Source organism: Klenkia soli, assembly GCF_900103975.1.
Classification (GTDB): Bacteria; Actinomycetota; Actinomycetes; order Mycobacteriales; family Geodermatophilaceae; genus Klenkia; species Klenkia soli.
Genome location: NZ_FNIR01000009.1, coordinates 209,082 through 233,739 on the forward strand (window position 1 = coordinate 209,082; position 24,658 = coordinate 233,739).

General features: G+C 75.6%; 23 protein-coding genes. 15 read left to right on the top strand and 8 right to left on the bottom strand.

Annotation, left to right across the window (positions count from 1 at the left end; all coding sequences use genetic code 11):
- The first annotated feature begins 37 nt into the window (after window positions 1-37).
- From BLS67_RS15340 to BLS67_RS15385, 11 genes are all read left to right on the top strand, one after another.
- Window positions 38-1,294 carry an inorganic phosphate transporter gene (locus tag BLS67_RS15340; RefSeq protein ID WP_091246738.1) on the top strand — a complete coding sequence of 419 codons (1,257 nt, stop codon included), beginning with the start codon at window positions 38-40 and terminating at the stop codon, window positions 1,292-1,294.
- A 75-nt stretch (window positions 1,295-1,369) separates the two neighbouring features.
- The gene (locus BLS67_RS15345) at window positions 1,370-2,587 is read left to right on the top strand and encodes a Rieske 2Fe-2S domain-containing protein (protein WP_091246740.1); all 1,218 of its coding nucleotides are present in this window, start codon (window positions 1,370-1,372) and stop codon (window positions 2,585-2,587) included.
- Window positions 2,571-2,747, top strand: coding sequence for a hypothetical protein (locus BLS67_RS23855; protein ID WP_165617610.1), 177 nt, complete (start codon window positions 2,571-2,573; stop codon window positions 2,745-2,747). Before BLS67_RS15345 ends, BLS67_RS23855 begins: the two co-directional genes overlap by 17 nt.
- 42 nt (window positions 2,748-2,789) lie before the next feature.
- Window positions 2,790-3,245 carry a universal stress protein gene (locus BLS67_RS15350; RefSeq protein ID WP_091246742.1) on the top strand — a complete coding sequence of 152 codons (456 nt, stop codon included), beginning with the start codon at window positions 2,790-2,792 and terminating at the stop codon, window positions 3,243-3,245.
- A 105-nt stretch (window positions 3,246-3,350) separates the two neighbouring features.
- Complete coding sequence (locus BLS67_RS15355) at window positions 3,351-4,043, top strand: HAD-IA family hydrolase (protein WP_242654117.1); 693 nt, start codon at window positions 3,351-3,353, stop codon at window positions 4,041-4,043.
- Window positions 4,044-4,123: 80 nt separating this feature from the next.
- Entirely contained in the window at window positions 4,124-5,341 is a 1,218-nt protein-coding gene (locus tag BLS67_RS15360; RefSeq protein ID WP_242654118.1) for a sensor histidine kinase, read from the top strand.
- Window positions 5,338-6,033 (top strand): response regulator, encoded by a 696-nt coding sequence (locus BLS67_RS15365; RefSeq protein WP_091246745.1) that lies wholly within the window; start codon window positions 5,338-5,340, stop codon window positions 6,031-6,033. Before BLS67_RS15360 ends, BLS67_RS15365 begins: the two co-directional genes overlap by 4 nt.
- Before the next feature lie 117 nt (window positions 6,034-6,150).
- Window positions 6,151-7,161, top strand: a complete 1,011-nt coding sequence (locus BLS67_RS15370) for a hypothetical protein (protein ID WP_091246746.1) — start codon at window positions 6,151-6,153, stop codon at window positions 7,159-7,161.
- A gap of 2 nt (window positions 7,162-7,163) precedes the next feature.
- Complete coding sequence (locus tag BLS67_RS24770) at window positions 7,164-8,705, top strand: efflux RND transporter periplasmic adaptor subunit (RefSeq protein ID WP_207500638.1); 1,542 nt, start codon at window positions 7,164-7,166, stop codon at window positions 8,703-8,705.
- A complete protein-coding gene (locus BLS67_RS15380; protein WP_091246748.1) occupies window positions 8,702-9,418 on the top strand; it encodes an ABC transporter ATP-binding protein in 717 nt (238 codons plus the stop codon). Before BLS67_RS24770 ends, BLS67_RS15380 begins: the two co-directional genes overlap by 4 nt.
- Window positions 9,419-9,444: 26 nt before the next feature.
- The gene (locus BLS67_RS15385) at window positions 9,445-10,686 is read left to right on the top strand and encodes an ABC transporter permease (protein WP_207500639.1); all 1,242 of its coding nucleotides are present in this window, start codon (window positions 9,445-9,447) and stop codon (window positions 10,684-10,686) included.
- Window positions 10,687-10,782: 96 nt separating this feature from the next.
- Here BLS67_RS15385 and BLS67_RS15390 read toward each other — a convergent pair whose 3' ends face one another.
- Genes BLS67_RS15390 through BLS67_RS15420 form a run of 7 tightly spaced genes read right to left on the bottom strand, consistent with a single transcriptional unit; the run spans window position 10,783 to window position 17,015 of the window.
- Window positions 10,783-11,100 (bottom strand): hypothetical protein, encoded by a 318-nt coding sequence (locus BLS67_RS15390; RefSeq protein ID WP_091246751.1) that lies wholly within the window; start codon window positions 11,098-11,100, stop codon window positions 10,783-10,785.
- 53 nt (window positions 11,101-11,153) lie between these two features.
- A complete protein-coding gene (locus BLS67_RS15395; protein WP_091246752.1) occupies window positions 11,154-12,158 on the bottom strand; it encodes a D-alanine--D-alanine ligase family protein in 1,005 nt (334 codons plus the stop codon).
- Entirely contained in the window at window positions 12,158-13,495 is a 1,338-nt protein-coding gene (locus BLS67_RS15400; protein WP_091246754.1) for an ATP-grasp domain-containing protein, read from the bottom strand. The genes BLS67_RS15395 and BLS67_RS15400 overlap by 1 nt, the downstream gene beginning before the upstream one ends.
- 11 nt (window positions 13,496-13,506) lie before the next feature.
- A complete protein-coding gene (locus BLS67_RS15405) occupies window positions 13,507-14,316 on the bottom strand; it encodes a TauD/TfdA dioxygenase family protein (RefSeq protein WP_091246755.1) in 810 nt (269 codons plus the stop codon).
- 10 nt (window positions 14,317-14,326) lie between these two features.
- Window positions 14,327-15,103: an O-methyltransferase gene (locus BLS67_RS15410; protein WP_207500640.1), complete on the bottom strand. Its 777-nt coding sequence runs from the start codon at window positions 15,101-15,103 to the stop codon at window positions 14,327-14,329.
- On the bottom strand, window positions 15,100-16,344 hold the full coding sequence (locus tag BLS67_RS15415; protein ID WP_091246757.1) for a sedoheptulose 7-phosphate cyclase: 1,245 nt from the start codon (window positions 16,342-16,344) through the stop codon (window positions 15,100-15,102). The genes BLS67_RS15410 and BLS67_RS15415 overlap by 4 nt, the downstream gene beginning before the upstream one ends.
- Before the next feature lie 11 nt (window positions 16,345-16,355).
- On the bottom strand, window positions 16,356-17,015 hold the full coding sequence (locus tag BLS67_RS15420) for an HAD family hydrolase (RefSeq protein ID WP_091246759.1): 660 nt from the start codon (window positions 17,013-17,015) through the stop codon (window positions 16,356-16,358).
- Between the two features lie 191 nt (window positions 17,016-17,206).
- Between BLS67_RS15420 and BLS67_RS15425 the strand changes: the two genes are divergently transcribed.
- From BLS67_RS15425 to BLS67_RS15440, 4 genes are all read left to right on the top strand, one after another.
- A complete protein-coding gene (locus BLS67_RS15425) occupies window positions 17,207-18,823 on the top strand; it encodes a hypothetical protein (RefSeq protein WP_091246760.1) in 1,617 nt (538 codons plus the stop codon).
- Between the two features lie 125 nt (window positions 18,824-18,948).
- Window positions 18,949-19,521 (top strand): TetR/AcrR family transcriptional regulator, encoded by a 573-nt coding sequence (locus BLS67_RS15430; RefSeq protein WP_165617611.1) that lies wholly within the window; start codon window positions 18,949-18,951, stop codon window positions 19,519-19,521.
- 144 nt (window positions 19,522-19,665) lie between these two features.
- Window positions 19,666-20,457 (top strand): ABC transporter ATP-binding protein, encoded by a 792-nt coding sequence (locus tag BLS67_RS15435; protein ID WP_091246764.1) that lies wholly within the window; start codon window positions 19,666-19,668, stop codon window positions 20,455-20,457.
- A 3-nt stretch (window positions 20,458-20,460) separates the two neighbouring features.
- Entirely contained in the window at window positions 20,461-22,914 is a 2,454-nt protein-coding gene (locus tag BLS67_RS15440) for an ABC transporter permease (protein WP_091246765.1), read from the top strand.
- Between the two features lie 98 nt (window positions 22,915-23,012).
- Here BLS67_RS15440 and BLS67_RS15445 read toward each other — a convergent pair whose 3' ends face one another.
- Window positions 23,013-24,587, bottom strand: a complete 1,575-nt coding sequence (locus tag BLS67_RS15445) for a cation:proton antiporter family protein (RefSeq protein ID WP_091246767.1) — start codon at window positions 24,585-24,587, stop codon at window positions 23,013-23,015.
- Window positions 24,588-24,658 lie beyond the last annotated feature (71 nt).

Genomic DNA, 24,658 nt, shown 5'->3' on the forward strand with positions numbered 1-24,658 from the left:
AGGTGCGCCGGGCAACCACCCGGCCCACGCTCGCGCCGTGGACCTCGCGCTGTGGACGCTCGTCGGGCTGATCGCCCTCGCCCTGCTCTTCGACTACACCAACGGGTTCCACGACGCGGCGAACTCGATCGCCACCGTCGTCGCCACCCGGGTGCTGAAGCCCCGCTGGGCGGTGGCCTGGGCCGCGGGCTGGAACTGCGTCGCGTTCTTCTTCGTGGGCACGGCGGTGGCCAACACCGTGGGCTCCACGGTGCAGACCGAGTTCTTCGGGCCGGCCGTCGTGTTCGCCGCCCTGCTGGGGGCGATCGTCTGGAACTTCACCTCCTGGCACCTGGGCCTGCCGACGTCCAGCTCGCACGCCCTGGTCGGCGGCCTCGTCGGCGCCGGGCTCGCCGCGGGTGGGCTGGCCGCGATCAAGGGCGAGAGCGTGGAGAAGACCGCGCTGTTCATCGTGGTCTCGCCGGTGGCCGGGCTGCTGCTGGGCGGGCTGGCCATGACCCTGCTGCGGCTGGCGCTGCGCCGGGCCGACGTCCCCACCACCGAGAAGCGTTTCCGGATCCTGCAGCTGGCCTCCTCGGCGGCGGTGTCGCTGGCCCACGGCGGCAACGACGCGCAGAAGACGATGGGGGTGATCGCCGCGCTGCTGGTCAGCACCGGGTACCTGCAGGCCGGCGCCGACGGGAAGCTGCCCATCCCGCTGTGGGTGGTGCTCGTCGCCTACGCCGCGATCGCCGCGGGCACGCTGTCCGGCGGCTGGCGGATCGTCCGCACCATGGGCTCGAGCATCACCCAGCTGCGGCCGGTCAGCGGGTTCGCCGCCGAGACGGCGGCCGCGGTGGCCATCTTCGGCTCGACCGCCCTGGGTGCCCCGGTGTCGACCACGCACACCGTGGCCGGGGCGATCACCGGCGTGGGGGGGACCAACCGCGGGGCCACCGTGCACTGGTCGGTGTTCGGCCGGCTGACCATCGCCTGGGTGGTCACCATGCCCGCCGCGGGGATCGTCGCCGCGGTCGGCTACTGGCTCACCACGGCGCTGCCGCACCCGGTCTCGGCCGTGCTGGTCACCCTGGTGCTCGTCGTCCTGGTCGGCGCACTCGCGGTGGCGCTGCGGGCCGCGCCGAAGGCCGGCGACGTGGCCCCCGGGGACGACGAGGAGATGGCGCTGCCGCTGCGCACCGGCGCGGGCTCGGTGATCGACGTCCGCGGGGTGCCGGCCAGCCGGGAGGTCCTGGCCGCCGGCGGTGACCTGGACGCCGCCGAGGCCGCCGCCCGCCGGCCCGTCCCGCTCTGAGACCCGGGCCCGGGACCGCCCGAAGACGTCACGCCGGGGCAACACGGCGGGAACGCGCGGGCGGTTCCATGGGTCATGGCCCTCTCGCGGACTCCGTCCCCCGGTGGTTCCGGCTGGTTCCCGGTCGCCCGCTCCGGCGACGTCGGTGGCACCCCCCTGCAGGTGGGCGCCGGCGACCGGCCGTGGGTCGTCGTCCGGCTCCGGCCCGGCGGCGAGGTCACCGCGCTGTCCCCGCGCTGCCCGCACCGGCTGGTGCCGCTGACCTCGGCGCGGGTCGTGGACGGCGCCCTCGAGTGCGCCGGGCACGGCTGGCGGTTCCTCGCCGACGGCCGGTGCACCGCCGTCCCGGCGCTGGGCGCCGACGCCGTCCCGCCTCCCCGGGCGGACCTGTCCGCGCCGTGGGCGGTCGAGGAGCGCGACGGCTGGGTCTGGATCGCCCCCGAGCGCACGCTGCACCACCGCCCGCCGCGGGCCTCCCCGGCGACGACGGCCGAACCGGTGCCCGACCTGCCCGCGCCGGCCGGCCCGGTGCTCACCGGCCTGGAGCCCGCCCTCGCGCACGCCTGGCACCCGGTCGCCACGACCGACCAGCTCGTGGACGGCGGCTGGCTCGCCGTCCGGTTGCTCGGGCGCACCTGGACGCTCGAGCGGCGGGCCGGTGCGGTGACCGCCGGACCCGCGCCCTGGGGCGTGCGCGAGGTCTCCGGCGTCGTCTGGCTGGCCCCCGAGCAGCCCCGCGGGCTGGACGTCCCGGCCGACGAACCGGCCGGGCGGTCGGCCTGGCTGCCCCCGCGGCGCACCCGCACGCCGGCCGCCGCCCTGCTGGACGCCGTCCTCGACCCCAACCGCGGGGGCGGGGCGCCGGTCGTGCCCGAGGTGGTGCTGGCCCGCGGCGGGTTCACCGGCCGGTGGGACGACGGCGCCCGGCGGGTGTCGGTCGAGGTGGCGGCGCCGTTCCAGCTGCTGCGCCGCGAGGAGCTGGTCGACGGCACCGTCCGGTCGCTGCTCCTGCTCGTCCAGCCCGAGGACGCCGACTCCACCCGGGTGCACGCCCGGGTCTCGGTGCACGGGCGGCCGACGCGGGTCGAGCTCGCGGCCGAGGTCGACCGGGTCGAGCGCGACCTCGCCGACCTCGACCGGATCCCGCACGGGGGTCCCGGCCTGCCGCTGACGCCGCGGGACGAGGTGCACGTCCCCGCCGACCGGCTGGGGCTGGCCCTCCGGCACGCCCTCGCCGACCTGCTGGTCTCCGCCCGCACGATCCAGGAGGACGACGATGTGGCCGCTGCCTGAACCGGTGTGCCCGACCGACGACCCCCGGTGGGACCCGCCGACCCTGGTCCGGCTCGCCCTCGACCACGGGCTCGACCGGCCGGCGCCCCGCCCCCCGACCCGGCAGGCCCGGCCGTGGGGCACCAGCCGGACCGGTCCGGTCGTGGACGGCGTCGAGTAGCCCGCGCAGGTCGCCGCGACCGGGCCGGTGCACGATCGGGGGGTGACGGTCGAGGGAGTGTTCGAGCGCGGCACCGACGGCCCCAAGGTGGTGCTGGTCGGCGTCGACGGGTCCGAGACCTCGCTGCGGGCGGCCGCCTACGCCGCCGGGCTGGCCCGCCGGCAGCACTCCCGCCTGGTCGTGGTGCACGTCCGGTCGGCGTTCACCCCGCTGGCCGGGCTGGTGCCGGGGTCGGCGGCGGTCGCCTCGGGTGCCGCCGGCGAGATCGCCGACGAGGTGCAGGAGCTGGTGGCCCGCGGCGCGGCGCAGATCGGCATCCCGGTCGAGTACGTGGTGGCCGCGGGCGACCCCGCGGTCGAGATCACCCGGGTGGCCGACCGGATGCTGGCCGACGCGGTGGTCGTCGGCACCTCCGAGCAGGCCGGCCACCGGTGGGTCGGCTCGATCGCCGTCCGGCTGGTGCGGGCCGGGCGGTGGCCGGTCACCGTCGTCCCCTGACCGCAGACGGAACGAAATCGTCCGCAGCAATTCGTCAACCATCGGCCACCCCCACGCCCCCGCGCGGCCGCCCTCCGGCAGATCGGTGGTGCGACCATGGATCCCGTGCAACGCATCTCCGCGCCCGCGGGCGCCTTCCTCGACCTCGACGCGTTGACCGGTCGCACCTTCGACGGCGTGCTCTTCGACATGGACGGCACGCTCATCGACTCGATGCGCAGCTCCGTCGCCGCCTGGCGCACCTGGGCCGACGAGCACGACGTCGACCCCGCCGCCCTCGGCGCCCTCGGTGGCCTGCCCGCGGTGCGGGTCGTGGCCGAGCTGGTGCCCGAGGCCCGGCGCACGTCCGCCCTGGCCCGCATCCACGAGCTCGAGGTGGCCGCCGCCGGCGAGGGCATCGCGGTGCTCCCCGGTGTCGTCGAGGCCTTCGGCGCCCTGCCGGCCAACCGGGTCGCGATCGTCACCTCCTGCACGGGCCCGCTGCTCGGTGCCCGGCTGACCGCCTCGGGCCTGCGCCCGCCGCGCGAGGTGGTCTGCGTGGACGACGTCGCCAACGGCAAGCCCTCGCCCGACCCGTTCCTGCTGGCCGCGCACCGCATCGGGGTGGACCCGCACCGGTGCCTGGTGGTCGAGGACGCCCCGGCCGGCCTGGCCGCCGGGCGGGCCGCCGGCTGCGCGACCCTCGCCGTCGGCGACACGCACCACCACAGCGAGCTCGAGGCCGACGGCTACGCGCCCGACCTCGGGCACGTGCGGTTCAGCAGCAGCCCGGCCGGGATCACCGTCGCCCTGGCCTGAGCCCGCTGCACCCGGGGGCTGACCCCGGCTCATCCCCCGGGACGACGACGCCGGCCCGTGGACTGCCTACCGTCGTGCCGGTGGAGCCCACCCCGCCGCTGACCCGGTTGGCCGACCGGCTGCGGGCACGCCCGTTCGAGGTCGACATCGCCCTCGCGGCGCTGCTCGGGCTCGGCCTGCTGGCGCTGTTCGGGGCCACCGCCAGCTACGGCCCCACGGAGTGGCTGCTGAGCGCCGGCCTGCTGGCCCCGCTGGCCTGGCGCCGGCGGGCACCGGTGCCGGCCGCCGGCGTCGTCGTGGTCACCGGGCTGGCCGAGCTGCTCCTGAGCGACCAGTTCCTGGCCGGCAACGTCGCCGCCCCGGCCATGGTCTACGCGCTGGCCGCCTACGGCCCGCGCTGGGCCGCGCGGGCCGGGCTCGGGGCCGGCCTCGTCGGTGCGGGGCTGGCTGCGCTGCGCTACTTCGGCGGCTACTCGTTCAGCTCCGGACCCGCCGACCTCTACGGCCGCGGGCTGCTCGAGGTGGTCGTCACGGCCGGTGGCATCGGCGTCCTCGTGCTGGCCAGCTGGTCGATGGGCATGGTCCGTCGCGGGCGCCTGCAGCGCGAGGCGGCGCTGCGGGAACGAGCACAGCTGCTGGAGCTCGAACGCGACCAGGAACTGCGGCTGGCCGCCTCCACCGAGCGGGCCAGGATCGCCCGCGAGATGCACGACGTCGTCGCCCACTCGCTGTCGGTGGTCATCGCCCAGGCCGACGGCGGCCGGTACGCCGGGCGCACGGACCCGGAGGCCGCCGTGGGTGCGCTGGAGCAGATCTCGAGCACCGGCCGGCAGGCGTTGGCCGACATGCGCTCGCTGCTCGGGGTGCTGCGCGAGGGGGACGCGCAGCAGTTCGCCCCGCAGCCCGACGTCGCCGCCGTCCCGGCCCTGGTCGAGGACGTCCGGCGCAGCGGGCTGGACGTCGACCTGCTGACCGAGGGCGAGCCCGTCGAGATGGCCGGCGGCGCGCAGCTGGCCGCCTACCGGATCGTGCAGGAGTCGCTGACCAACGTGCTCAAGCACGCCGGCCCGGCCAGCCGGGCCTGGGTGCGGCTGCAGTGGCGGGCCGACGCGCTGGAGGTCTCGGTGCTCGACGACGGCCGCGGTGCCGCCGCCATGCTGGCGCCGGACGGCAACGGCCAGGGCGTGATCGGCATGCGCGAGCGGGCTGTGCTGCACGGCGGACGGCTGGAGACCGGCCCCCGGCACGGCGGCGGGTTCGGCGTCCACGCCGTCCTGCCCTACCGTCGACGCCGATGACGATCCGTGTCGTGCTGGTGGACGACCAGCAGATGGTCCGGGCCGGGTTCCGCATGGTCATCGACTCCCAGCCCGACCTCGAGGTCGTCGGCGAGGCCGGTGACGGCGCGGCGGCGGTCCAGCTGCTGCGGCGCACCCCGGCCGACGTCGTCCTCATGGACATCCGCATGCCGGGCACCGACGGCATCGAGGCCACGCGGCAGGTGACCGCGCTGCCCGAGCCGCCGCGGGTCGTCGTCCTCACGACCTTCGACCTCGACGAGTACGTGGTGGCCGCGATCGGGGCCGGGGCCAGCGGTTTCCTGCTCAAGGACGCCGCCCCCGAGGAGATGCTGGCCGCGCTGCGCACGGTGCACGCCGGCGACTCGGTGATCGCGGCCAGCTCGACCCGCCGGCTGCTGCAGCACGTGGCACCGCTGCTGCGCGGTGGCGCACCGGCGTCCCCCGGCGGACCGGACCCCGCCCTGGCCGAGCTGACCCCCCGCGAGACCGAGGTGCTGGTGCAGATGGCCTACGGGGCCTCGAACACCGAGATCGCCCGCGGGCTGTTCGTCAGCGAGGCCACCGTGAAGACCCACGTCGGGCGGGTGCTGGCGAAGACCGGCAGCCGGGACCGCGTGCAGGCCGTGGTGCTGGCCTTCCGCTCGGGGCTGGTGCACCCCGGCGACCTGCTCCGCGACGCCGCGGGCTGACCGCCGGGCTCGGTCCGGGGGCGCATACGAGAACCTGTGAATCCGACCCAGGGATGACTCGGAGAAGCCTGGGAGTGTCCTACCGTTCTCGAGCAGCCGCCACTCGAGAGGGTCACCATGCGCACTCGTCGTCTCCCCGTCGCGCTCACCGCGCTGGCCGCGACCGCCGTCGTCCTGGCGGGGTGCTCCTCGTCCCCGGACGACGACACCGACGCCGCCGAGCGGACCTCGCCGCTGAGCGTCTACCTGGACGCCGTGTACGGGGGCGACCTCTCCGACGAGGAGCTCCAGGCGCAGTACGACGACCAGAACGCACGCGTCGAGGAGATGGTCGCCTCGTGCATGCAGGACGAGGGCTTCGAGTACATCCCGAACACCACCAACGGCGGCGTCGTCTACTCCGGTGACGAGAACGTCTACGAGCCCGACGACCGCGACTGGGTGAGCCAGTACGGGTACGGGGCGATCAACTACCCGGGCCGCGACGAGCAGTCCAGCGACCCCGGCCAGGAGTACGTCGACCCCAACGCCGACTACGTCGCCAGCCTCAGCGAGTCCGAGCAGCAGGCCTTCAACGAGTCCCTCTACGGCCCGCAGCCGACCGAGGAGGAGCAGGCCGCGATGGAGGACGGCAGCTACGAGTACGACCCGGCGAACGCCGGGTGCTACGGCGCCGCGCAGCAGGAGGTCTACGAGGCCGACGACCTCAGCCAGTCCGAGGAGTTCGCGCCGTTGTTCGAGGAGATCAACTCCCTCTACGAGGACAGCCAGAACTCCCCGGAGCTGACCGCGCTGGACGCCGAGTGGGCGGCCTGCATGGACGCCGCCGGGCACCCCGGGTTCACCACCCAGTTCGACGCGCAGAACTCCATCTACGACGCGCAGAACGAGCTCTGGAACGCCGTCCCGGTCGACGACGAGGGGATGAGCACCGGCGAGCCGGACCAGGCCGCGATGGACGCCCTGGGCGAGGAGGAGATCACCCTGGCCCTGGCCGACCTGGACTGCCGCGAGGAGACCGACTACCGCCAGCGGGCCGAGGACATCCAGTTCGCGGTCGAGGAGCAGTTCGTGGCCGACCACAAGACCGAGCTGGAAGCGCTGCGCGCTGCCGCCGAGCAGGACTGAGCGTGACCCGACCCGAGGAACCCGCCACCGAGGACACCCCCACCACCGGTCGCACCGGGCGATGGGGGGCGTGGTCGAGCCTGGCCCGGCGCAACCGACCGCTGTGGATCACCGCCGCGGTGGCCGTGGTGGCACTCGTCGCCGGCCTGGTGCTGGGGCGCTACGCGTTCACCCCGGAGGACGCCGCGGCGCAGACCCCCGAGCCCGGCCTGGTCACCGCCCCGGTCGAGCTGGGCCCGCTGAGCAACGACGTGACGATCCGCGGCGAGGTGGGCTACGCCGACCCGGTCGAGGTCACCGTCGACACGTCGAGCCTGTCCGGCCCGGCGGTGGTGACCGGGCAGGTGCCCGAGGTGGGCGCGGAGCTCGGCCCGCTGTCGGTGGCCCTGGAGCTGGCCGGCCGCCCGGTCGTCGTCCTGCCCGGTGAGCTGCCGGCCTACCGCACCCTGCGGTTCGGGGTCTCGGGTCCCGACGTCGTGCAGTTCAAGGAGGCCATGCGGGCCGTCGGGCTCGACGCCGGCGACCCGGCGAACGACGTGTTCGACCGCACCGCGGCCGATGCCGTGGTCACCCTCTACGCCCAGGCCGGCTACCCCGCCCCCGCCGGCGAGGAGGGCGCCGCCGAGGGCGTCGCCGCCGCCCAGGAGGGGGTCCGATCGGCCCAGCAGGGGCTCACCGCAGCGCAGGCCGAGCTGTCGGCCAAGCGGGCCGGCCCCACGGCCGTCGACGTCCGGACGGCGGACAACGCGGTGTCCAGCGCCCAGCGCGCCCTCGACGCCGCGCTCGCCACCTCCCCGGACGACGCCGCGACCATCGGCGACCTGCGCGACGCCCTGGCGCTGGCCCAGCTGCAGCGCCAGCAGCTGAACGCCGCGCCCGACACCTCCGCCGAGCAGGCCGCGGTGACCAACGCCCAGAACGCGGTCTCCGACGCCCAGGACGCCCTCGCGGTGGCCCAGCAGGACGCGCTCCCGGCCCTGCCGGCCGGCGAGATCCTCTACCTCACGCAGCTCCCCCGCCGGGTCGACGCCACCGAGCTGAAGCGGGGCGCGGTGCTGGAGGGCACCGCCATGACGGTCTCCGGCGCCACCCTCGGCCTGTCGGGCACCGTGGCGCCGGCCGACGCCCGCCTGCTCACCGCCGGCATGACGGCGACCTTCGACCTGCCCGACGGCGGCGAGGCGACCGCGACGATCACCGCGGTCACCCCCGGGGCCGATGCCGAGGCGCGCTCGACGGTGGAGCTGAGCCCGGCCGACCTCACGCCCGAGCAGGTCACGGTCCTGCAGGGGACGAACGTGCGGGTCTCCATCCCGGTGGGCGCGACCGAGGGCGACGTCCTCTCGGTGCCGCTGGCCGCGCTGACCGCCGGCCCGGGCGGGGAGTCCCGGGTCGAGGTCGTCGACGGCGACCCCCGCGACGGCGACCGCGCCGAGACCCGGCTGGTCACCGTGGAGACCGGGCTGGCCGCCGACGGCGCGGTGGAGATCCGGCCGACCGACGGCAACCTCGGCGAGGGCGACCTCGTCGTGGTCGGCAGATGACCGCACCCGCGCCGGCGGTCGAGCCCACGGCACCCGAGGAGGTACCGCCGGCCGTCGAGCTGCGCGACGTCACCCGCTCGTTCCCGGGGCCGCCCGAGGTGCAGGCGCTCAAGGGCGTCAACCTGACCATCCCCGACGGCGACTACGTCTCGATCATCGGGCCCAGCGGCTCGGGCAAGTCCACGATGCTCAACCTGCTGGGGCTGCTCGACCGCCCCACCGTCGGGGAGTACCGGCTCGGCGGGGTGCTCACCGGTGCCCTGACCGAGGACGAGCGGGCCGCGTTGCGGGCCCGTCAGCTGGGCTTCGTCTTCCAGGCCTTCCACCTGATGTCCCGGCGCACGGTGCTGGACAACGTCATGCTGCCGATGCTCTACGCCGGCACCCCGCGCGCCGAGCGCGAGCCGCGGGCCCGCGCCGCGCTCGAGCGGGTGGGCCTGGGCCACCGCATGGGGTTCCTGCCCGGCCGGCTCTCCGGCGGTGAGCGCCAGCGGGTCGCCGTGGCCCGTGCGGTGGCCACCCGGCCGCGGGTGCTGCTGGCCGACGAGCCCACCGGCAACCTGGACCAGACCACGACGGGCGAGATCATGGCGTTGTTCGAGGAGCTGCACGCCGACGGGCTCACCCTGGTGCTCATCACCCACGACGGCGGGGTCGCCCGGCGGGCCCGGCGCAGCATCCGGCTCACCGACGGCCGCGCGGAGGAGGTGTGAGGCTCCGTCGTCGACCGTCCTCGGCGGTGGACCCCACGCCCGCCGCCGATCGGTTCCGCTTCACCGACCTGCTGGGCGAGGCCACCGCCGACATCGGCTCCCGCCCGGGCCGACTGGTCACCACGATCGTGGGCACCGTGCTCGGCGTGGCCGCGCTCATCGCGACCATCGGCTTCGCGCAGACCGCGGCCGGCCAGATCGCCCGGCAGTTCGACGCCTCGGCGGCCACCGCGCTGGTGGTCACCCCGGCGACGGCGAACACCGGCGGGGGCGACGGATCCACGGTGGCCACGGGGGTGCTGCCCTGGGACGCCGTCGACCGCGTGGAACGGCTGGCCGGGGTGGAGTCCGCCGCGCTGCTGGCCGAGCTGTCGCTGCCCGAGGCGACCGTCACCGCCGTCCCCGTCAACGACCCGTCGCAGGCCCCGGTGGCGCCGCCGGCGCTGTACGCCGCGTCGGCCGAGCTGATGGACGCCGTCGGCGGGCACCTGGCCACGGGCCGGTTCTTCGACTCCGGCCACGACGCCCGCGGGGACCGGGTGGTGGTGCTGGGTGCCCGGGCCGCCGACCGGCTGGGCGTCGAGCGGGTGGACAGCCAGCCCTCGATCTTCGTCGACGGGATCGCCTACGCCGTGCTGGGCATCGTCGACCGCACCGACGTGCGCGGCGAGCTGCTGGACGCGGTGATCATGCCCACGGGCACGGCCCGGGCCGACGTCGGCCTCGCGACCCCCGGTGACCTGCAGGCCCGCATCGCCGTCGGCACCGGGCCGCAGCTGAGCGAGCAGGCACCCCTGACGCTGGCGCCCGACGAGCCCGGCAGCCTCGACGTGCGGGCGCCCTCGGCGCGGTCGCAGCTGGGCCAGTCGGTGCAGGCCGACGTCAACGGGGTGTTCGTGATCCTCTCGGTGATCGTGCTGCTGGCCGGCGGGGTCGGCATCGCCAGCGTGACCATGCTGTCGGTCGTCGAACGCACCGGCGAGATCGGCCTGCGCCGCGCGGTGGGCGCCACCTCCCGGCAGATCGCCGGGCAGTTCGTGGCCGAGTCCGTGGTCATCGGCGTGCTGGGCGGGCTGATCGGGGCCGCGGTGGGTGTCGCCGCCGTCGTGGTCATCTCCGCGGCGCGCGACTGGGCGCCGGTGGTCGACCCCTGGGTGGCCCTCGGCGGCACGGTGCTCGGCGCCGTCCTCGGGCTGGTCGCCGGCGGACTGCCGGCCCGCCGCGCCGCCCGCATCGAACCCGTCGAGGCCCTCCGCGGCGGCACGTGACCCCGTCATGACCGTCGAGTGGCGCCTCAGGGCTCCGGATCAGCCCATCCCGAACCACCGGACGCCACGCGACGCGGCGCCCGCGCTCGTCGGCCCTCAGGTGTCGGGGAACAGCCCGGCCAGCGCAGCCGCACCGCGCAGCGTCTCGAGCTCGGCGGGGGTGGCCCGCAGTGCCCCGCGGTCGACGGCGTCGTCGATGTCGGACCACTCGATCTCGGCCCACAGACCACCACCGAGCTCGTCGACGTCGGGCTGCACGCGGAGCAGCCCGGCCGCCAGCAGCGCGAAGACGCTGGGGCCTTCGTCGATCACCAGCTCGAGCGCGGGTTCCAGCCCGGGGTCGCCGCAGGCGGTGCGGATGAGGGCGACCTCGAGCTCCTCGGCCGTCCAGACGCCCAGCAGCGACGGCCTCACCGGCGTCCGTCCAGGTGCGCGAAGATCACCGGCAGACCCTACGAGCGCTCCGGTCACCGCGCGAGGGCAGCCCGCACCGCGTCGGCGAACAGCTCGGGCAGCTCGATCCCCGCGGCCCGGGCCATCGTGGGGATGACGCTCTGCCGGGCGAACGAGTTGTACAGGCCCGCCTCGAGGAACCACGGGACGCCGTCGGGGTCGACCCGGAAGTCGAAGAGCGAGTAGTCCCGGCAGCCCAGCGCCACGTGGGCGCGGCGGGCCGCCGCCCAGACCGGGGCCGTCACCGGGTCGGCCGGGTCCACGATCCAGACGGTCGGGGTGTCCTTGGCCATCAGGCCCAGCCGGCCGTCGTCGGACCTGCGGATCTTGTCCTCGGCGGTGCGCACCTCGTGGCCGGCCGCGAACCCGTACTCCTCCAACGGCAACGGCACCAGCTCGCCGTCCCGGACGACCACCCCGCAGCGCACCTCGCGACCCAGCGGCACGAAGTCCTCGACCAGCACGTCCGTGGACTCGGCCCGGGCGGCGGCGAGCGCCGCCGAGAACTCCTCGGGTGCGCGGACCAGCGAGATCCCGGCGGAGTTGTCCGCGTCGACGGGCTTCACGACGACGGGCGGCGCCAGCGTCGGCTCCGCCCCCGGCGGCAGCACCTCCCCGGCCGGCACCCGCACCCCGGCCGCGGCGACCACCGCGCGGGCCCGCGCCTTGTGCGCCCCCGTCGCCATGACGTCGGACGGGTTGCCGACGAACGGGATGCCCAGCAGGTCCAGCAGCGACCGGTAGGTGGTCATGCCCGGGATGCAGAACATCTGCGGCAGCGCGACGTCGACCTCGAGGGAGGTCAACCGGGCCAGGGCCTCCCCCACGGGCACGGGCGGGGCGTCCGCCAGATCGGCCAGCGACGCGGGGAACCGCCACGAGCCGTCCGGCGACACGTGGGCCACCAGGTGCTCGTGGGCGGTGCCCACGTTGGCCAGGCAGTCGGCGGCGTAGAGCCGGGACAGGTCGTCCATGAACGCGCTGGTCGGCGAACCGACCAGGTGCAGCACCCGGGTCATCAGTCGCCCGCCGGCTGCACGAGCTTGCCGATGTTGAAGTCGATCCGCATCCACGCGCCCCGGGACCGCAGGCTGGCCAGCAGCAGCAGCGGGATCTGCACGTGGTGCAGCACCAGGTAGGGCAGGGGGTCGGCGCGGTCGAACACCGCTTCCTTGCCCGCGCGCACGACGCGCCAGCGCTCCCGCGCGGTCCGCGGAGCGCTGAGCGCTCGCCAGAGCTCGTGGTAGAGCCAGTAGGTGGGGCGGCTGCCGGGCAGCGGTTCCAGCGGGGTGTCCCGCGTGCCGAGGTAGGCGTCGGCCAGGCCCGGGTGGGCCGGGTGGTCGTGGAACATCGTGATCGCCGAGTGGGTGCGCGGATTGCACTCGATCGCGTACGGGTTGCCCTCGGCGTCCTCGAGGAAGTCGAACGAGACCTGCCCGGTGAGCCCGAGCTCGCGCACGAACGTGGTCACCCACTCGCGGATCCGCGGCCGCTCGACCTGGGCGTAGTTGACCTGGAACGCCGACGACGGGCAGCAGCACCACACGGTGACGACGCCGTCCCGGGCGGTGGAGTGCGTGCAGATCTCCGTGCCGGTGACGAACTCCTGCAGGATCCAGGGGTTCTCGGGGCTGATCGGCTTGCCCGCCAGGAACTGCTCGGTGGCCGCGCGGGAGGGCAGCGGCAACGGCGTGAGGTCCAGGCGGTGCACCGGGTCGTAGGCGATCGACTTGAGCACGTAGGGCTTCGTCGCGCCGGTGAAGTCGTGGTCGAGCACCTGGTCCGCCGAGGTGATCAGGTGGGTGTCGGGGACCCCGAGGCCCAGCGACGCGGCCAGCTCGGTGAACCGGTGCTTGTCGTCCAGGGTGCGCACCATCTCGGCGTCCAGGCTGAGCACCTCGCACTCCCCGGACAGCAGGTCGGCCGCGGCGGCGTCGAACTCCGAGGCCACCGGCGAGCAGACCGGCACGTAGAGGTCCACCCCCTCGGCCCGGACGACGTCCAGCAGCGCCTGCGCGTAGCCGGGGTCCCGCGGGTCGGGCACGACGTGGAACGCGGCCACCGCGCGGGAGAACCGGTGCCCGGTGAACCGGTAGGTCGCCTTCTCCACCAGCACCACGCGGTGCCCGGCGGCGTGGAAGGACCGGGCCAGCTGCAGCGCCTTGGTCATCTTCCCGCCGCTGATCAGCACGGTCCGCGGCTGCGCCGCCGGCGCCGGGCGCGGGGGACGGGTGGTGAGCAGCGCCGCCGCGGTGACGGCGAGGTCCACCGGCAGGGTCAGTGCCAGGCCGGCCAGCACCCCCGCCGACCGCCACGGCGTCGGGGTCGGCCGGGTGGTCGTGGCGGGGGGTGCCACCAGGTGCGGGGTCAGGAGGTCACCCCGGCGTCCGCGGCGGCCGGGCCGTGGTCGCGGACCATGCCGCGGTGCATCACCCGGTCGCCGACGACGACGGAGTGGTCGCCGCGGTGCAGGACGCAGGCGTTGTCCCACATCACCACGTCGCCCGGGGACCACGCGTGGGCCAGGCTGTTCTCCCCGGTGGTCGAGTGGGCGTAGAGCTGGGCGACCAGCTCGGCGGCCTCGTCGTCGGGCAGCCCGCTGACCGACGCGCACCGCTTCGGGGTGGTCAGGAACAGCGCCGGCCGGTGGGTCAGCGGGTGCGGGCGGACCACGGGGTGCTCGGCCTCGGTCTCGTCGTCCGCGGTGAGCAGGGTCGGGTCGATGCCGGTGACCACGTGCCGGATGCTGCGCTCGCGGACCCGGTCGGCCAGCTCGGCGGGCAGGGTCTCCCAGGCGCGGTACTGCGAGGTGAACACCGTCTCGCCGCCCTGCGAGGGGATCTGCACGGCCCGCAGCGCGGTGTACGCCGGCGGGGTGGACAGGTAGGAGCTGTCCACGTGGAAGGTGCTGCGCGGCGGGTCGGCCCGGCCCACGTTGCTGATCACGTTGAGGTCGGGGAACCCGTCGACCGGGGTCTCGCCGGCGGTGAAGGTCAACGGGCCGAACGACTCCAGGAAGGCCAGGAAGGCGGTGTCGTCGACGCGCTGGTCGGGCAGGACGACGACGCCGTGCTCGGCCAGCGCGGCGCGCAGGCCCTCGACGTCGGCGGCGGCCAGCGGTCCGACGTCGACGCCCTCGACGACGGCCCCGAGCGGCTCGAGCGGCTGGATCTGCATGGGGTTCTCCTCAGCTGGGGGTGCGGCGGACCAGGGTGATGCCGTCGCGCAGGGGGACGAGCACCTGCTCGACCCGCGGGTCGGCGGTCACCCGGGTGTTGAACGCGGCGATGGCCTCGCCGTTGGCGGTGCGCTCGCCGGCCCACGGCTGGCCCTGCATCAGGGTGTTGTCGACCGCGACCAGGCCGTCCGCGGCGAGCAGACCCGAGTCGAGCAGGGTGTCGAGGTAGCCGGCGTACCCGGCCTTGTCGGCGTCGACGAACACCAGGTCGAAGACCTGCCCCTCGGCCGCGAGGGCGGCCAGGGAGTCCGCGGCGGGCCCCACCCGGACGTCGATCCGGGCACCCGCGGGGAAGCAGCCCCGCGCGAAGGCGGCGACGTCGGGATCGAGCTCGCAGGCCACGACCTCGCCGTCGGCGGGCAGCGCCTCGGCCATGGCCAGCGCGCCGTAGCCGGTGAACATGCCGATCTCCAGCACCCGGCGGGCGCGGGTCATGCCGACCAGGAAGGCCAGGAACCGGCCCTCGACGTGCCCGGACAGCATCTCGGCCTCCAGCGTCCCGCTCCAGGGTGCGGTGCGGGTGCGCTCGGCCAGCGCGGCCAGCCCCGGGGACTCCGGGGAGGTGTGCTGCTCCAGGTAGGGCTCGAAGCCGACCGCGAGCTCCAGGACGGCGGCCAGCTCGGCCGCCACGTCGGGCGGCAGGTCGGCCCGGGCGCAGACCGCGTCCAGCCGCGCCGCCAGGATCCCCAGCGGCGTGACCGGACGCAGTCCGACGGCCGGGGTCACGGACCTGCCACGACCTCGCTGACGACGGGGCTGGTGCGCGGCACCATGAACGCGTCGACCCCGGCACCCCCGCGCGGCAGCGCAGCGGCGACCTCGCGGTGCAGCTCGAGGGTCTGCACCAGCTCGTCGTCGGCGACGTCGTTCATGAACGTGCACTCGCCGATCGGCTTCGGGGCGGCCGCCCGGAGGAGGCCGTCGCGGGTCTGCAGGATCGACCTCGTGGAGTCGCGCAGCAGGTCCGCGGTGAGGTGCGGGCTGTCGACGGTGAGGCCCAGCCGGCTCATCAGGGCGTGGATCCGGTCCCGGTCGGCGACGGTGATGTACCCGCGCTCGGCGGCCAGGGTCGCCGAGTAGGCCATGTCCACCGAGATGGCGTGCCCGTGGAAGTACGGGATGTCCGGGGTGAGCTCGAGGGTGGGGCTCCAGGTGTGGCCGTAGGCGATCACCCGGTCGAGGTCCAGCTCGGCCAGGTTGGGCACCTCGAGCTGGAGCATCGTGTCGATGGCCTCGTCGGTGACCTGGTCGGCGACCTTGCGGATCTCGGGGTTGCCGTCGAGGTGGCCGAACCGGGTGCGCAGCAGCTCCTCGCCGTGCTCGTCGAGGAGGTCGAACACCGTGCGGTTCGCCACGACGGCGATCTTGATCAGCTCGGCCATGCCGTTGCGCACCTGGTCCTCGGCGAGCGAGGCCAGGAAGGAGAAGTCCAGGAAGACCGTGGACGACGCGTGGTAGGCGCCGAGCCGGTTCTTGGCCTTGCCGTGGTTCACCGCGACCTTGATCGACACGCTGGCGTCGATCAGCCCGATCAGCGTGGTGGGGATGCGGATGTAGGGCGTGGACCGCTTGTAGGCCGCGCAGGCGAACCCGGCGACGTCGGTGACCAGGCCACCGCCGACGACCAGCGGGGCCTCGGTGCGCAGCAGGCCGTAGGACCCGAAGACGTCGACCAGGCGCTCGAGGGTGTCCATGGTCTTGTCGGTCTCGGCGATGGCCACCGGGACGATCGTGAGCTCGACGCCGGCGGCGGCGAAGTAGGCCTCCATCGCCTCGCGGTGCAGGGCCAGCACGTTCTCGTCCACCACGGCCAGGCAGCGGCCGGCCTCGCGGTAGCAGTCGGCCAGCTGCTGGTTGTGCGGGGCGAACACGCCGTCGACCGGCACCAGGCGGTACTCGGTGCGGTGCACGGCCTCGACGGAGAAGCCCCCGTCGGTGCGGGTGACGCTGGAGCTGACGGTGGTCATGGCGGGTCCCCTCAGGCCTGCAGGCCGGTCGGCAGGTCGGCCGGGTCCAGCCGGTCCACGACCCGTGCGGCGCCGAAGTCGTGCCCGGCGGTGTTGGTGTTCGGGAAGGCCAGGCAGGTGACGCCGGCCGCGGTGGCGGACTCCACCCCGCCGACGTTGTCCTCGACCGCGACGGCCTCCGCCGCGTCCTCGCCGAGGGTCTGCAGCGCGTAGGCGTAGGCGGCCGGGTCGGGCTTGGACGTCGACACCACGGAGCTGTCCACGACCAGGTCGAAGTCGGACAGGCTCAGCTCGTCGACACCCTGCACGAGGGCCACGACGTTCTCGGGCGACGTCGTCGTCACCAGCGCGACCTTGCCGCCGGCCTGCTTCGCGCTGCGCAGGGACTCCAGCACGCCCGGGCGGGCGGTCAGGCCCCCGCGGCCCAGCTTCTGCTGGAAGAGCTCGGACTTGGTCGCGTGCACGGCGGCGGCGTCGACGTCCTGGCCGCGGTCGGCCGCGTAGCCGGCGATCCGGTCGGCCCCGCCGTTGCCGCGGAGCATCTCGCGGTACTCGTCGGTCTCCCAGCGCCAGTCGAGGTCGTGGGCGGCGAACGCCTCGTTGAAGGACTCCCGTTGGAGCTCGGAGGTGTCGGCGATCGTGCTGATGGAGCCGAACAGGAGAGCGGACACGCAGGACCTCGCAAAGTGGTGGGCCGGGCGCCGGAACGGCCTGGCGATGCGGGGACTGTATCCAGGTAAGGGATCTTTACGCAGGTCGGGTGGAGTTCGTTCAGCTGCTCGACACCCGCGCGCCGCGTGCGCGCACCGACAGTGGACCACCGGACGGACCGGTCCGCCCGACGAGGTGCACCATCAGCCGGGTGGACGTCGCCGCGGTCGTGCGCCGGCACCGCGACGCCCTGCTCGGCACGGCGTTCCTGCTGTGCGGCGACGAGCGGGCCGCGGAGGACCGGGTGGACCGCGCGCTGTCCCGCCTCGCCCCCGACGACGACCACGCCGCGGCCGTGCGGGCCCTGGTGCGCACCCGCCCACCGCGCGGCGCCGTCGCCGAGGCCGGCGCCGACCCGTGGTGGGTCTCCCCCGCCGAGCTGGCCACCGCCCGGGCCGCCGCCGCCGCCCTCGACGCGCTCGCCGCCGCCGACCGCACGGCCCTGGTGCTCGACCACGAGGGTCTGCCCGCCGACCAGGACCGGCTGACCCGCGCCCGGGCGCGGGTCGCCGACCCGGCGGCGGCGCTCGGCGGGTTGCTCGCCGTCCGGCGTCCCCCGGCGCTGGACGACGACGCCGCGGTGGCCGTCGTCGCCGGGCACCGCCGCACCCGCCGCCGGCGACCCCTCGCCGCGGTGGCGGCGCTCGCCGTCCTCACCCTGCTCGCGGTGCTGGCGGTGCGGCTGCCCGGCCCCGCGCCGGCCGCGCCCGTCGCCGACGGCCGCTGGGACGGGCCGGTCCGGGGGTCGCTGGCCGGCGACGACGCCTTCCTGACCGCGGCGCTCGACACCCCGTGGAGCGGGTCCCCGGCCCCCGCGGACCGGCGGGTGGTGTTCGCCGGCGACCTCCTCGACGCCCGCTGGGTGCTGGTCGTGGGCGACACCGGGGACGGTCTGCGCGGGCAGTGGTCCACCGCGCCGGTCGGCGCCCCGGCGCAGGCGCTGGCGCCGGCCAACCCGGCGGTCGCCCTCCGGGCCGACCGCCCGGCCGCCCTCCTGGCGGACCGGACCCTGCTCGTGGTCGCCGCCGACGACGAGGGGGTGCGGGTGTCGACCGGTCAGGTCGTCGGGCCCTCGGGCGGGGTGCAACGGGTCTTCCGGGCCCTGCCGGTCGAGGACGGCGTCGGTGCGCTGCAGCTGGCCGCACCCGACCCGGGCGGGGTGGCCCTGCAGGTGCGGGTGGCCCGGTCGGGGGACTTCTCGTCCCTGACCCTGGCCGACGTCCCGGTGACCCGCGCCGGCGGCGCCGACGCGACGGCACGGGCCGCGGTGGGTGCCCCCCTGCGCGGGGCCGAGCCCGACGCCGGGGCGCGGCAGGCCGCGGCGGACACCGCGCTGGCGGCGGTCGCCGCACCCACCGGGCTGGATCCCGCCGCCCTGGAACCGGTGCTGCTGTGGGCGGGCACCCTCCCGCACCCCGTGGCCGGCCCGGTCGACGCGGTGGTGCTCGCCGTCCCGGTGCCCAGCGGGGCCCTCGTCGTGAGCACCGCCTGGGCGCTGCGGCGCGAGGACGGCACCCTGCAGGAGGTCGGCTGCGGTTCGCGGGCCTTCCCCGCGGGGACCGACCCGGCCACGGTGGTCGCCGCCGCGCGGTGCGTGGTCGCCGACCGGGACACCGGTGCCGCCCGTGCCACGGTGGTGGTCACCGGCCCGACCTCCACCGACCTGCTGCCCGACGAGCAGCGCACCGTCGACGTCGTGGTGGACGCCGCGGACGGGACCTCGGTGCCGGTGAGCGCGACGGGGCCCACCGACCTGTTCGCCGGATGAGGGCAGGCGTAGGTTCTGATCACCGGGAGACCCGGGGCGTCCAACACCGGGCGTCGGTGAGGTGGACTTCCCACCCGCTGACGACGGGGGCGCGCACGATGCAGGGGCCGGACCACGACGGATCGGTGACCCCGCTGCGCGGCCGCCCGAGGGACGCCGCGCTGACCAGCCGCCTGCTCAGCGGGGCCCTGGCCCTGGTCGCGGAGCAAGGCCTGGACCGGTTCAACGCCGACGCCCTGGTGGCCGCGACCGGCGCCGGCAAGGCCGCGGTGTACCGCCGGTGGCCCAACACCGACGCGTTGCTGGGCGAGGCGGTCGGCCGCTGCCGGCCCATCCCGGCTGCCCCGGACACCGGGTCCCTGCGCGGTGACCTCGTGGGTCTGCTCGCTCCGTGGACCCGCCGGTTGGACCGCGACGAACGCGCCCTCGCCGCCGTCCTCGGGCAGGCCCGCCACAGCCCCGAGCTGCGGGCGGGTCTGGACAGCGCGGTCGTGCAGCCGGTGGGGGTGGCGGTGGCCGCCGTCGTCGCCCAGCACGGCCGTCGCGGCCACACGGTGTCGGACACCCAGGAGGCCCTGCTGCGCCGCCTGCTGCTGGCGCTCTGGTGGGAACGGTGCACCACCGACCCGGTGGTGGCCTCGGACGCCGAGGTGGCGCTGCTGGTCGACCGGGTGCTGCTCCCCGTCGTCGAGGGCTGACCGCCTCCCCCCTGGGGATGACCCGGGTCCGACCACGGGTGCAGCACAGGGTCCCGACAGCCGGTCCCCAGCTCCGACGCGGACGGGGGGTGCCCGCCGCCACGCTGGACGGCGACCGCGATCCCCGTCCGAGGAGTGCCCCCGATGTCCGTGCCCGTGATGACCGTCCCCGGCGAGGCCCCGCCCACCACCGCCGCCGTCCGCGCCGCCGGCCTGCGCAAGACCTACGGGAAGGGCGAGACCGCCGTGCACGCCCTCGGCGGGAGGGTGGGCGACGATGCAGCCGGGGTCGACGTCGGGTTCGACCGGGGTCGCTTCACCGCGATCATGGGCCCCTCGGGCTCGGGCAAGTCGACGCTGATGCACTGCCTGGCCGGGCTGGACACCGCCAGCGCGGGTCAGGTGTGGTTGGGCGACACCGAGCTGACCAGCCTGCGCGACGACCAGCTGACCAAGCTCCGCCGCGAGCGCATCGGCTTCGTCTTCCAGGCGTTCAACCTGCTGCCGGTGCTCACCGCCGCCGAGAACTTGACGCTGCCGATGCAGCTGGCGGGCCGGCGTCCCGACCAGGCCTGGATGGACGACGTCGTCGCCCGCCTCGGCCTGCGCGACCGGTTGGGCCACCGCCCCTACGAGCTGTCCGGCGGGCAGCAGCAGCGGGTCGCCGTGGCCCGGGCGCTGCTCCCCCGCCCCGACGTCGTCTTCGCCGACGAGCCCACCGGCAACCTGGACTCCCGGGCCGGCGCCGAGGTGCTGGGGCTGCTGCGCTCCAGCGTCCGCGAGACCGGCCAGACCGTCGTGATGGTCACCCACGACCCGGTCGCCGCGGCCTACGCCGACCGCGTGGTGCTGCTGGCCGACGGCCACCTGGCCGGCGAGGTCCACCACCCCACCGCCGACGCCGTGATCGACGCGCTCCGCGGGCTGGGTGGCTGAGGCATGAACCGCGTGCTCCTGGCCCAGGTGCGGGCCAACGCCGGCCGGCTGGTCGCCTCGATGACCGCCGTCGTCATCGCCGTCGCCTTCGTCGTCGCCACCCTGGTGCTCAACCAGACCGCCAAGTCCACCGTGCTGGAGGCCGTCGGCGCCCAGTACACCGGCACCGACCTCGTGCTGTCCTCCACCGACTTCGAGCCCCTCGGCGACGAGGCCGACGCCGTGGCCGCCGTCCCCGGGGTCACCGCCGTCGCCCCCGCCTGGGACACCTCGCTGCAGGCGGTCCTGCCCGGCACCACCGGCGCCCGCTACGTCTCGATCGGGGCGGTCGCCGACGCACCGGAGCTCCGCTGGCAGCAGCTCGCCGGCGGCGGCTTCCCCACCGGGCCCGGTGAGATCGTGCTGTCCGCGGACTCCGGTGCGGCCGTCGGCGACGTGCTGACCTTCACCACCTACGACGCCGCCGGCACCGAGATCACCGGCGACCTGACCGTCACCGGGCTGGTCGACACCTCGGCGTCGATCACCGGCGGGCTCTACACCCAGGGCTTCGTGACCCCGGCCCAGGCGCAGGACTGGGGCGCCCGGGCCACCGAGCTCCTGGTCGCCGGCGATCCCGACCCGGTCGCCCTGCAGGCCGCGGTCACCACCCGCGCGGTCACCCTGCAGACCGGCGAGGAGGCTGCCGAGACCGCCGCCGCGGCCCTCACCGGCAGCTCCGACGCCCTCGCCGTCGTCCTGCTGGTCTTCGCCACCGTCGCGGTGCTGGTCGCCGGCCTGGTCATCGCCAACACCTTCGCCGTCCTGCTCGCCCAGCGGACCCGCGAGCTGGCCCTGCTGCGCTGCGTGGGCGCGACCTCGTGGCAGATCCGGCGCAGCGTGCTGGGCGAGGCCGCCCTCACGGGCCTGGCCGCCTCGGTGCTCGGCGTGCTGGCCGGCGTCGGGCTGGCCGCCGGGGTGTCCGCGCTGGCCTCGGCCCTCGACTCGCCGATCCCGCTGTCCGGGGTGTCCGTGCCCTGGGTCGCCGTCGTCGCCGGGCTGGTCGTCGGGCTGGTGACCACCGTGGTCGCCGCGCTCGCCCCGGCCCGCGCCGCCACCCGGGTGGCCCCGCTCGCGGCGCTGCGGCCCACCGACGCCGCTCCGCTGCGCTCGCGGAACGGCGTCCTGCGGCTGGCGCTCGGCCTGCTCATGCTGGTGCCGGGCGTCGCGCTGCTGCTCTACGGCGCCGCGATCGGCCAGGTGCTCGTCGCGCTGCCCGGCGGGGTGCTGAGCTTCCTCGGCGCCCTGCTGCTGGCCCAGCGCGCCGTCCCGCCGGTGGTCGCGCTGGCCGGCCGGCTGCTGGGCCGGGTCGGCGGCGTCCCCGGACGGCTCGCGGCCGGCAACGCCACCCGCAACCCGCGCCGGACGGCGGCCACGGCCACCGCACTGATCATCGGCGTCACGCTGACCACCGCGATGGTGGTGGGCGCCTCCTCCACCCGGGCCACGGCCTCGGCCGGCCTGGACGCCGCCTACCCCACCGACGTGGTCGTGCAGGACTACGGCGGCGAGCTGCCCGGATCGCTGCTGGGCCAGCTCGAGGGCGTGTCCGGGGTGGCCGCCGGCGTCGCGGTCACCAGCGGCGACCTCACCGGCCCCGACGGCGAGGTGTGGCCCGCCGAGGGCTTCGACGTCCCGGCCACGCTGCCGGTGCTCCGGTCCACGACCGACCAGCCGCTCCCCGCGACGGGCGAGGCCGTGCTGCCGCCCTACCTCGCCGAGCAGTTCGGCGTCACCACCGGCGACCCGGTGACGTTCACCGCCGAGGACCGGTCGCTGACCTTCACCACGGTGCTGGGCAGCGACGACGTCTACTCGCCGCGGTTGACCGCCGCCGAGCTCACCGCCCTGGTGCCCGACGCCGGCACCGGACAGGTCTGGCTGCGGCTGGCCGCCGACGCCGACACCGCCACCGCGGTCGAGGACGTCACCGACCTGGCCGGCACCGCCGACGCCGCCGCCGTGGTCACCGGGATCGCCAGCGAGCGGGCCGCGATCGACGACGTCCTGGACACCCTGCTGCTGGTCGTCACCGGCCTGCTGGGGGTGGCCGTGCTGATCGCGCTCATCGGGGTGGGCAACACCCTGGCGCTGTCGGTGGTCGAGCGACGCCAGGAGAGCGGGCTGCTGCGGGCCCTGGGCCTCACCCGCGGCCAGCTGCGCGGGCTGCTCGCCTGGGAGGCCGTGCTGGTCGCCGGGGTGGCCGCGGTGCTCGGCGTGCTGCTGGGCGGGGGCTACGGCCTGGTGGGCGCGGCCTCGGTGCTGGGCTCGCTGTCCGCCGACGGGACGGTCGTCTCCATCCCGTGGCTGCAGATCGGCGCGATCGTCGTCGTCGCCACCCTGGCCGGGCTGCTGGCCAGCGTGCTGCCGGCCCGCCGCGCCGCCCGCACCGCCCCGGTGGCCGCGATCGCCTCGTAGCCCCTCGGCTCCCGCTCCCCCGGCAGGGGAGCCCTTGCACCCATCCACGGGCCTCGTCCCCGGGTGCATGGGCTCCCATGCCTGCTCCCCCAGGTGGGTCAGGTGTCCCGGCGTTGGACGGCGCGGTCGGCCAGCTCGGCGCCGGCGCCCTCGTACAGCTGCAGACCGATGTCGGCCCCGCCCTCGAGCACCTCGGTCAGGTCGTCGTCGAACTGGGTGACCGCGGCGACGGTGCCCTCGAACCCGTGCGAGCGCAGCCGGGTGAGCGTGGCCAGGTTGGCGTCGTGCGCCGGCATCGCCAGCAGCACCAGCTCGACGTGGTGCAGCTCCAGCTCCTCCCACAGCCGCGGGTCGGTGGCGTCGCCCTCGATCACGTGGACGCCGCCGTCGGCGACGAGGGCGGTCACCCGGTCGCCGTCGGCCTCGATGCCGATCGCCCGCAGGCCGTACTCCTCGGTCAACCGCCGGTGCGCGGCGTAGCCGACCCGGCCCATGCCGAGGACGACGGCCTGCGCGTCGCCGAGGTCCAGCGGACGGTCGTCGGGGTGCAGCCGGTCGCTGGTCCGGTCGGGCAGCCACCGGCGCAGGGCGTCCACCAGCCGGTCGGGCCGGTCCCCCACCAGCGAGGGCAGCACGAACGAGGCGGCCACCGCCGCGGCGAGGGGCGTCGCCCAGCCGGGGTCGAGCAGGTCGTCGGGCAGCGCCACCGCCACGATCAGCCCGAACTCGGAGAAGTTGGTCAGCACGGTCGACGTGAACACGGCGGTGCGCCGCCGCAGCCGGGCCAGGTAGAACAGGACGACGAAGACCAGCGCCTGCACCGGCAGCACCAGCAGCAGGGCCGCGGCGATCACCAGCTCGCCGCCGGTGGGCAGCCCCGCCAGCCCGATCGAGACGAAGAAGCCGACCAGCAGCAGGTCCTTGATCGAGAACAGCGACTTCGCCAGCTCGGCCGAGCGGGGTTGCCCGGCCAGCAGCATGCCCAGCAGCAGCGCGCCGAGGTCGCCCTTGACCCCCAGGCCTGCGAACAGGGCGTAGCCGGGCACCAGCGCCAGCACGATGCCGTAGAGCGGCAGCACCTCGTCGTGCCCGAGCCGGCCGAGCAGCCGGCGCAGCAGCGGCGCCGCCGGGAGCAGCAGCACCAGCAGCAGCGCCCACGGGCTGGGCACCGTGCCCTCGGCGACGGCGAGGAACACCACCGCGAACAGGTCCTGCACGACGAGCACGCCGATCGCCAGCCGCCCGGTGAGCGTCTGGGTGGCCCCGCGCTCCTCCAGGACCTTGACCACGAAGACCGTGCTGGAGAACGACAGCGCGAACCCGATGAGCAGCCACGAGCGCGGGCCGCCGTCGGCCGCCAGGCCCACCCCGAGGACGGCGAGCACGCCGAGCAACCCGGCGGTGACCGCCGTGCTGACCAGGGCGTGCACGCTCGAGGTCAGCCACACCTCGCGGCGGACCAGCGAGCGCAGGTCGATCTTCAACCCGACGCCGAAGAGCAGGACCGTGACGCCCAGGTCGGCGATGGTGCCCAGCGCGGGCGGGGCCTGGACCCCCAGCGGGTACAGCACGAACCCGGCGGCCAGGAAGCCCAGCAGCGGGGGCAACCGCACCGCTCCGGCGACCACCCCGCCCACGAGGACGGCCAGCAGGATGGCCGAGACGTCGTCCACAGTGCTCCTCCCACGCGGTGGTCCCCGTGATCCTGGCGCACCCGACGGCGGCCGCAGGCCCGCCGCGCCCA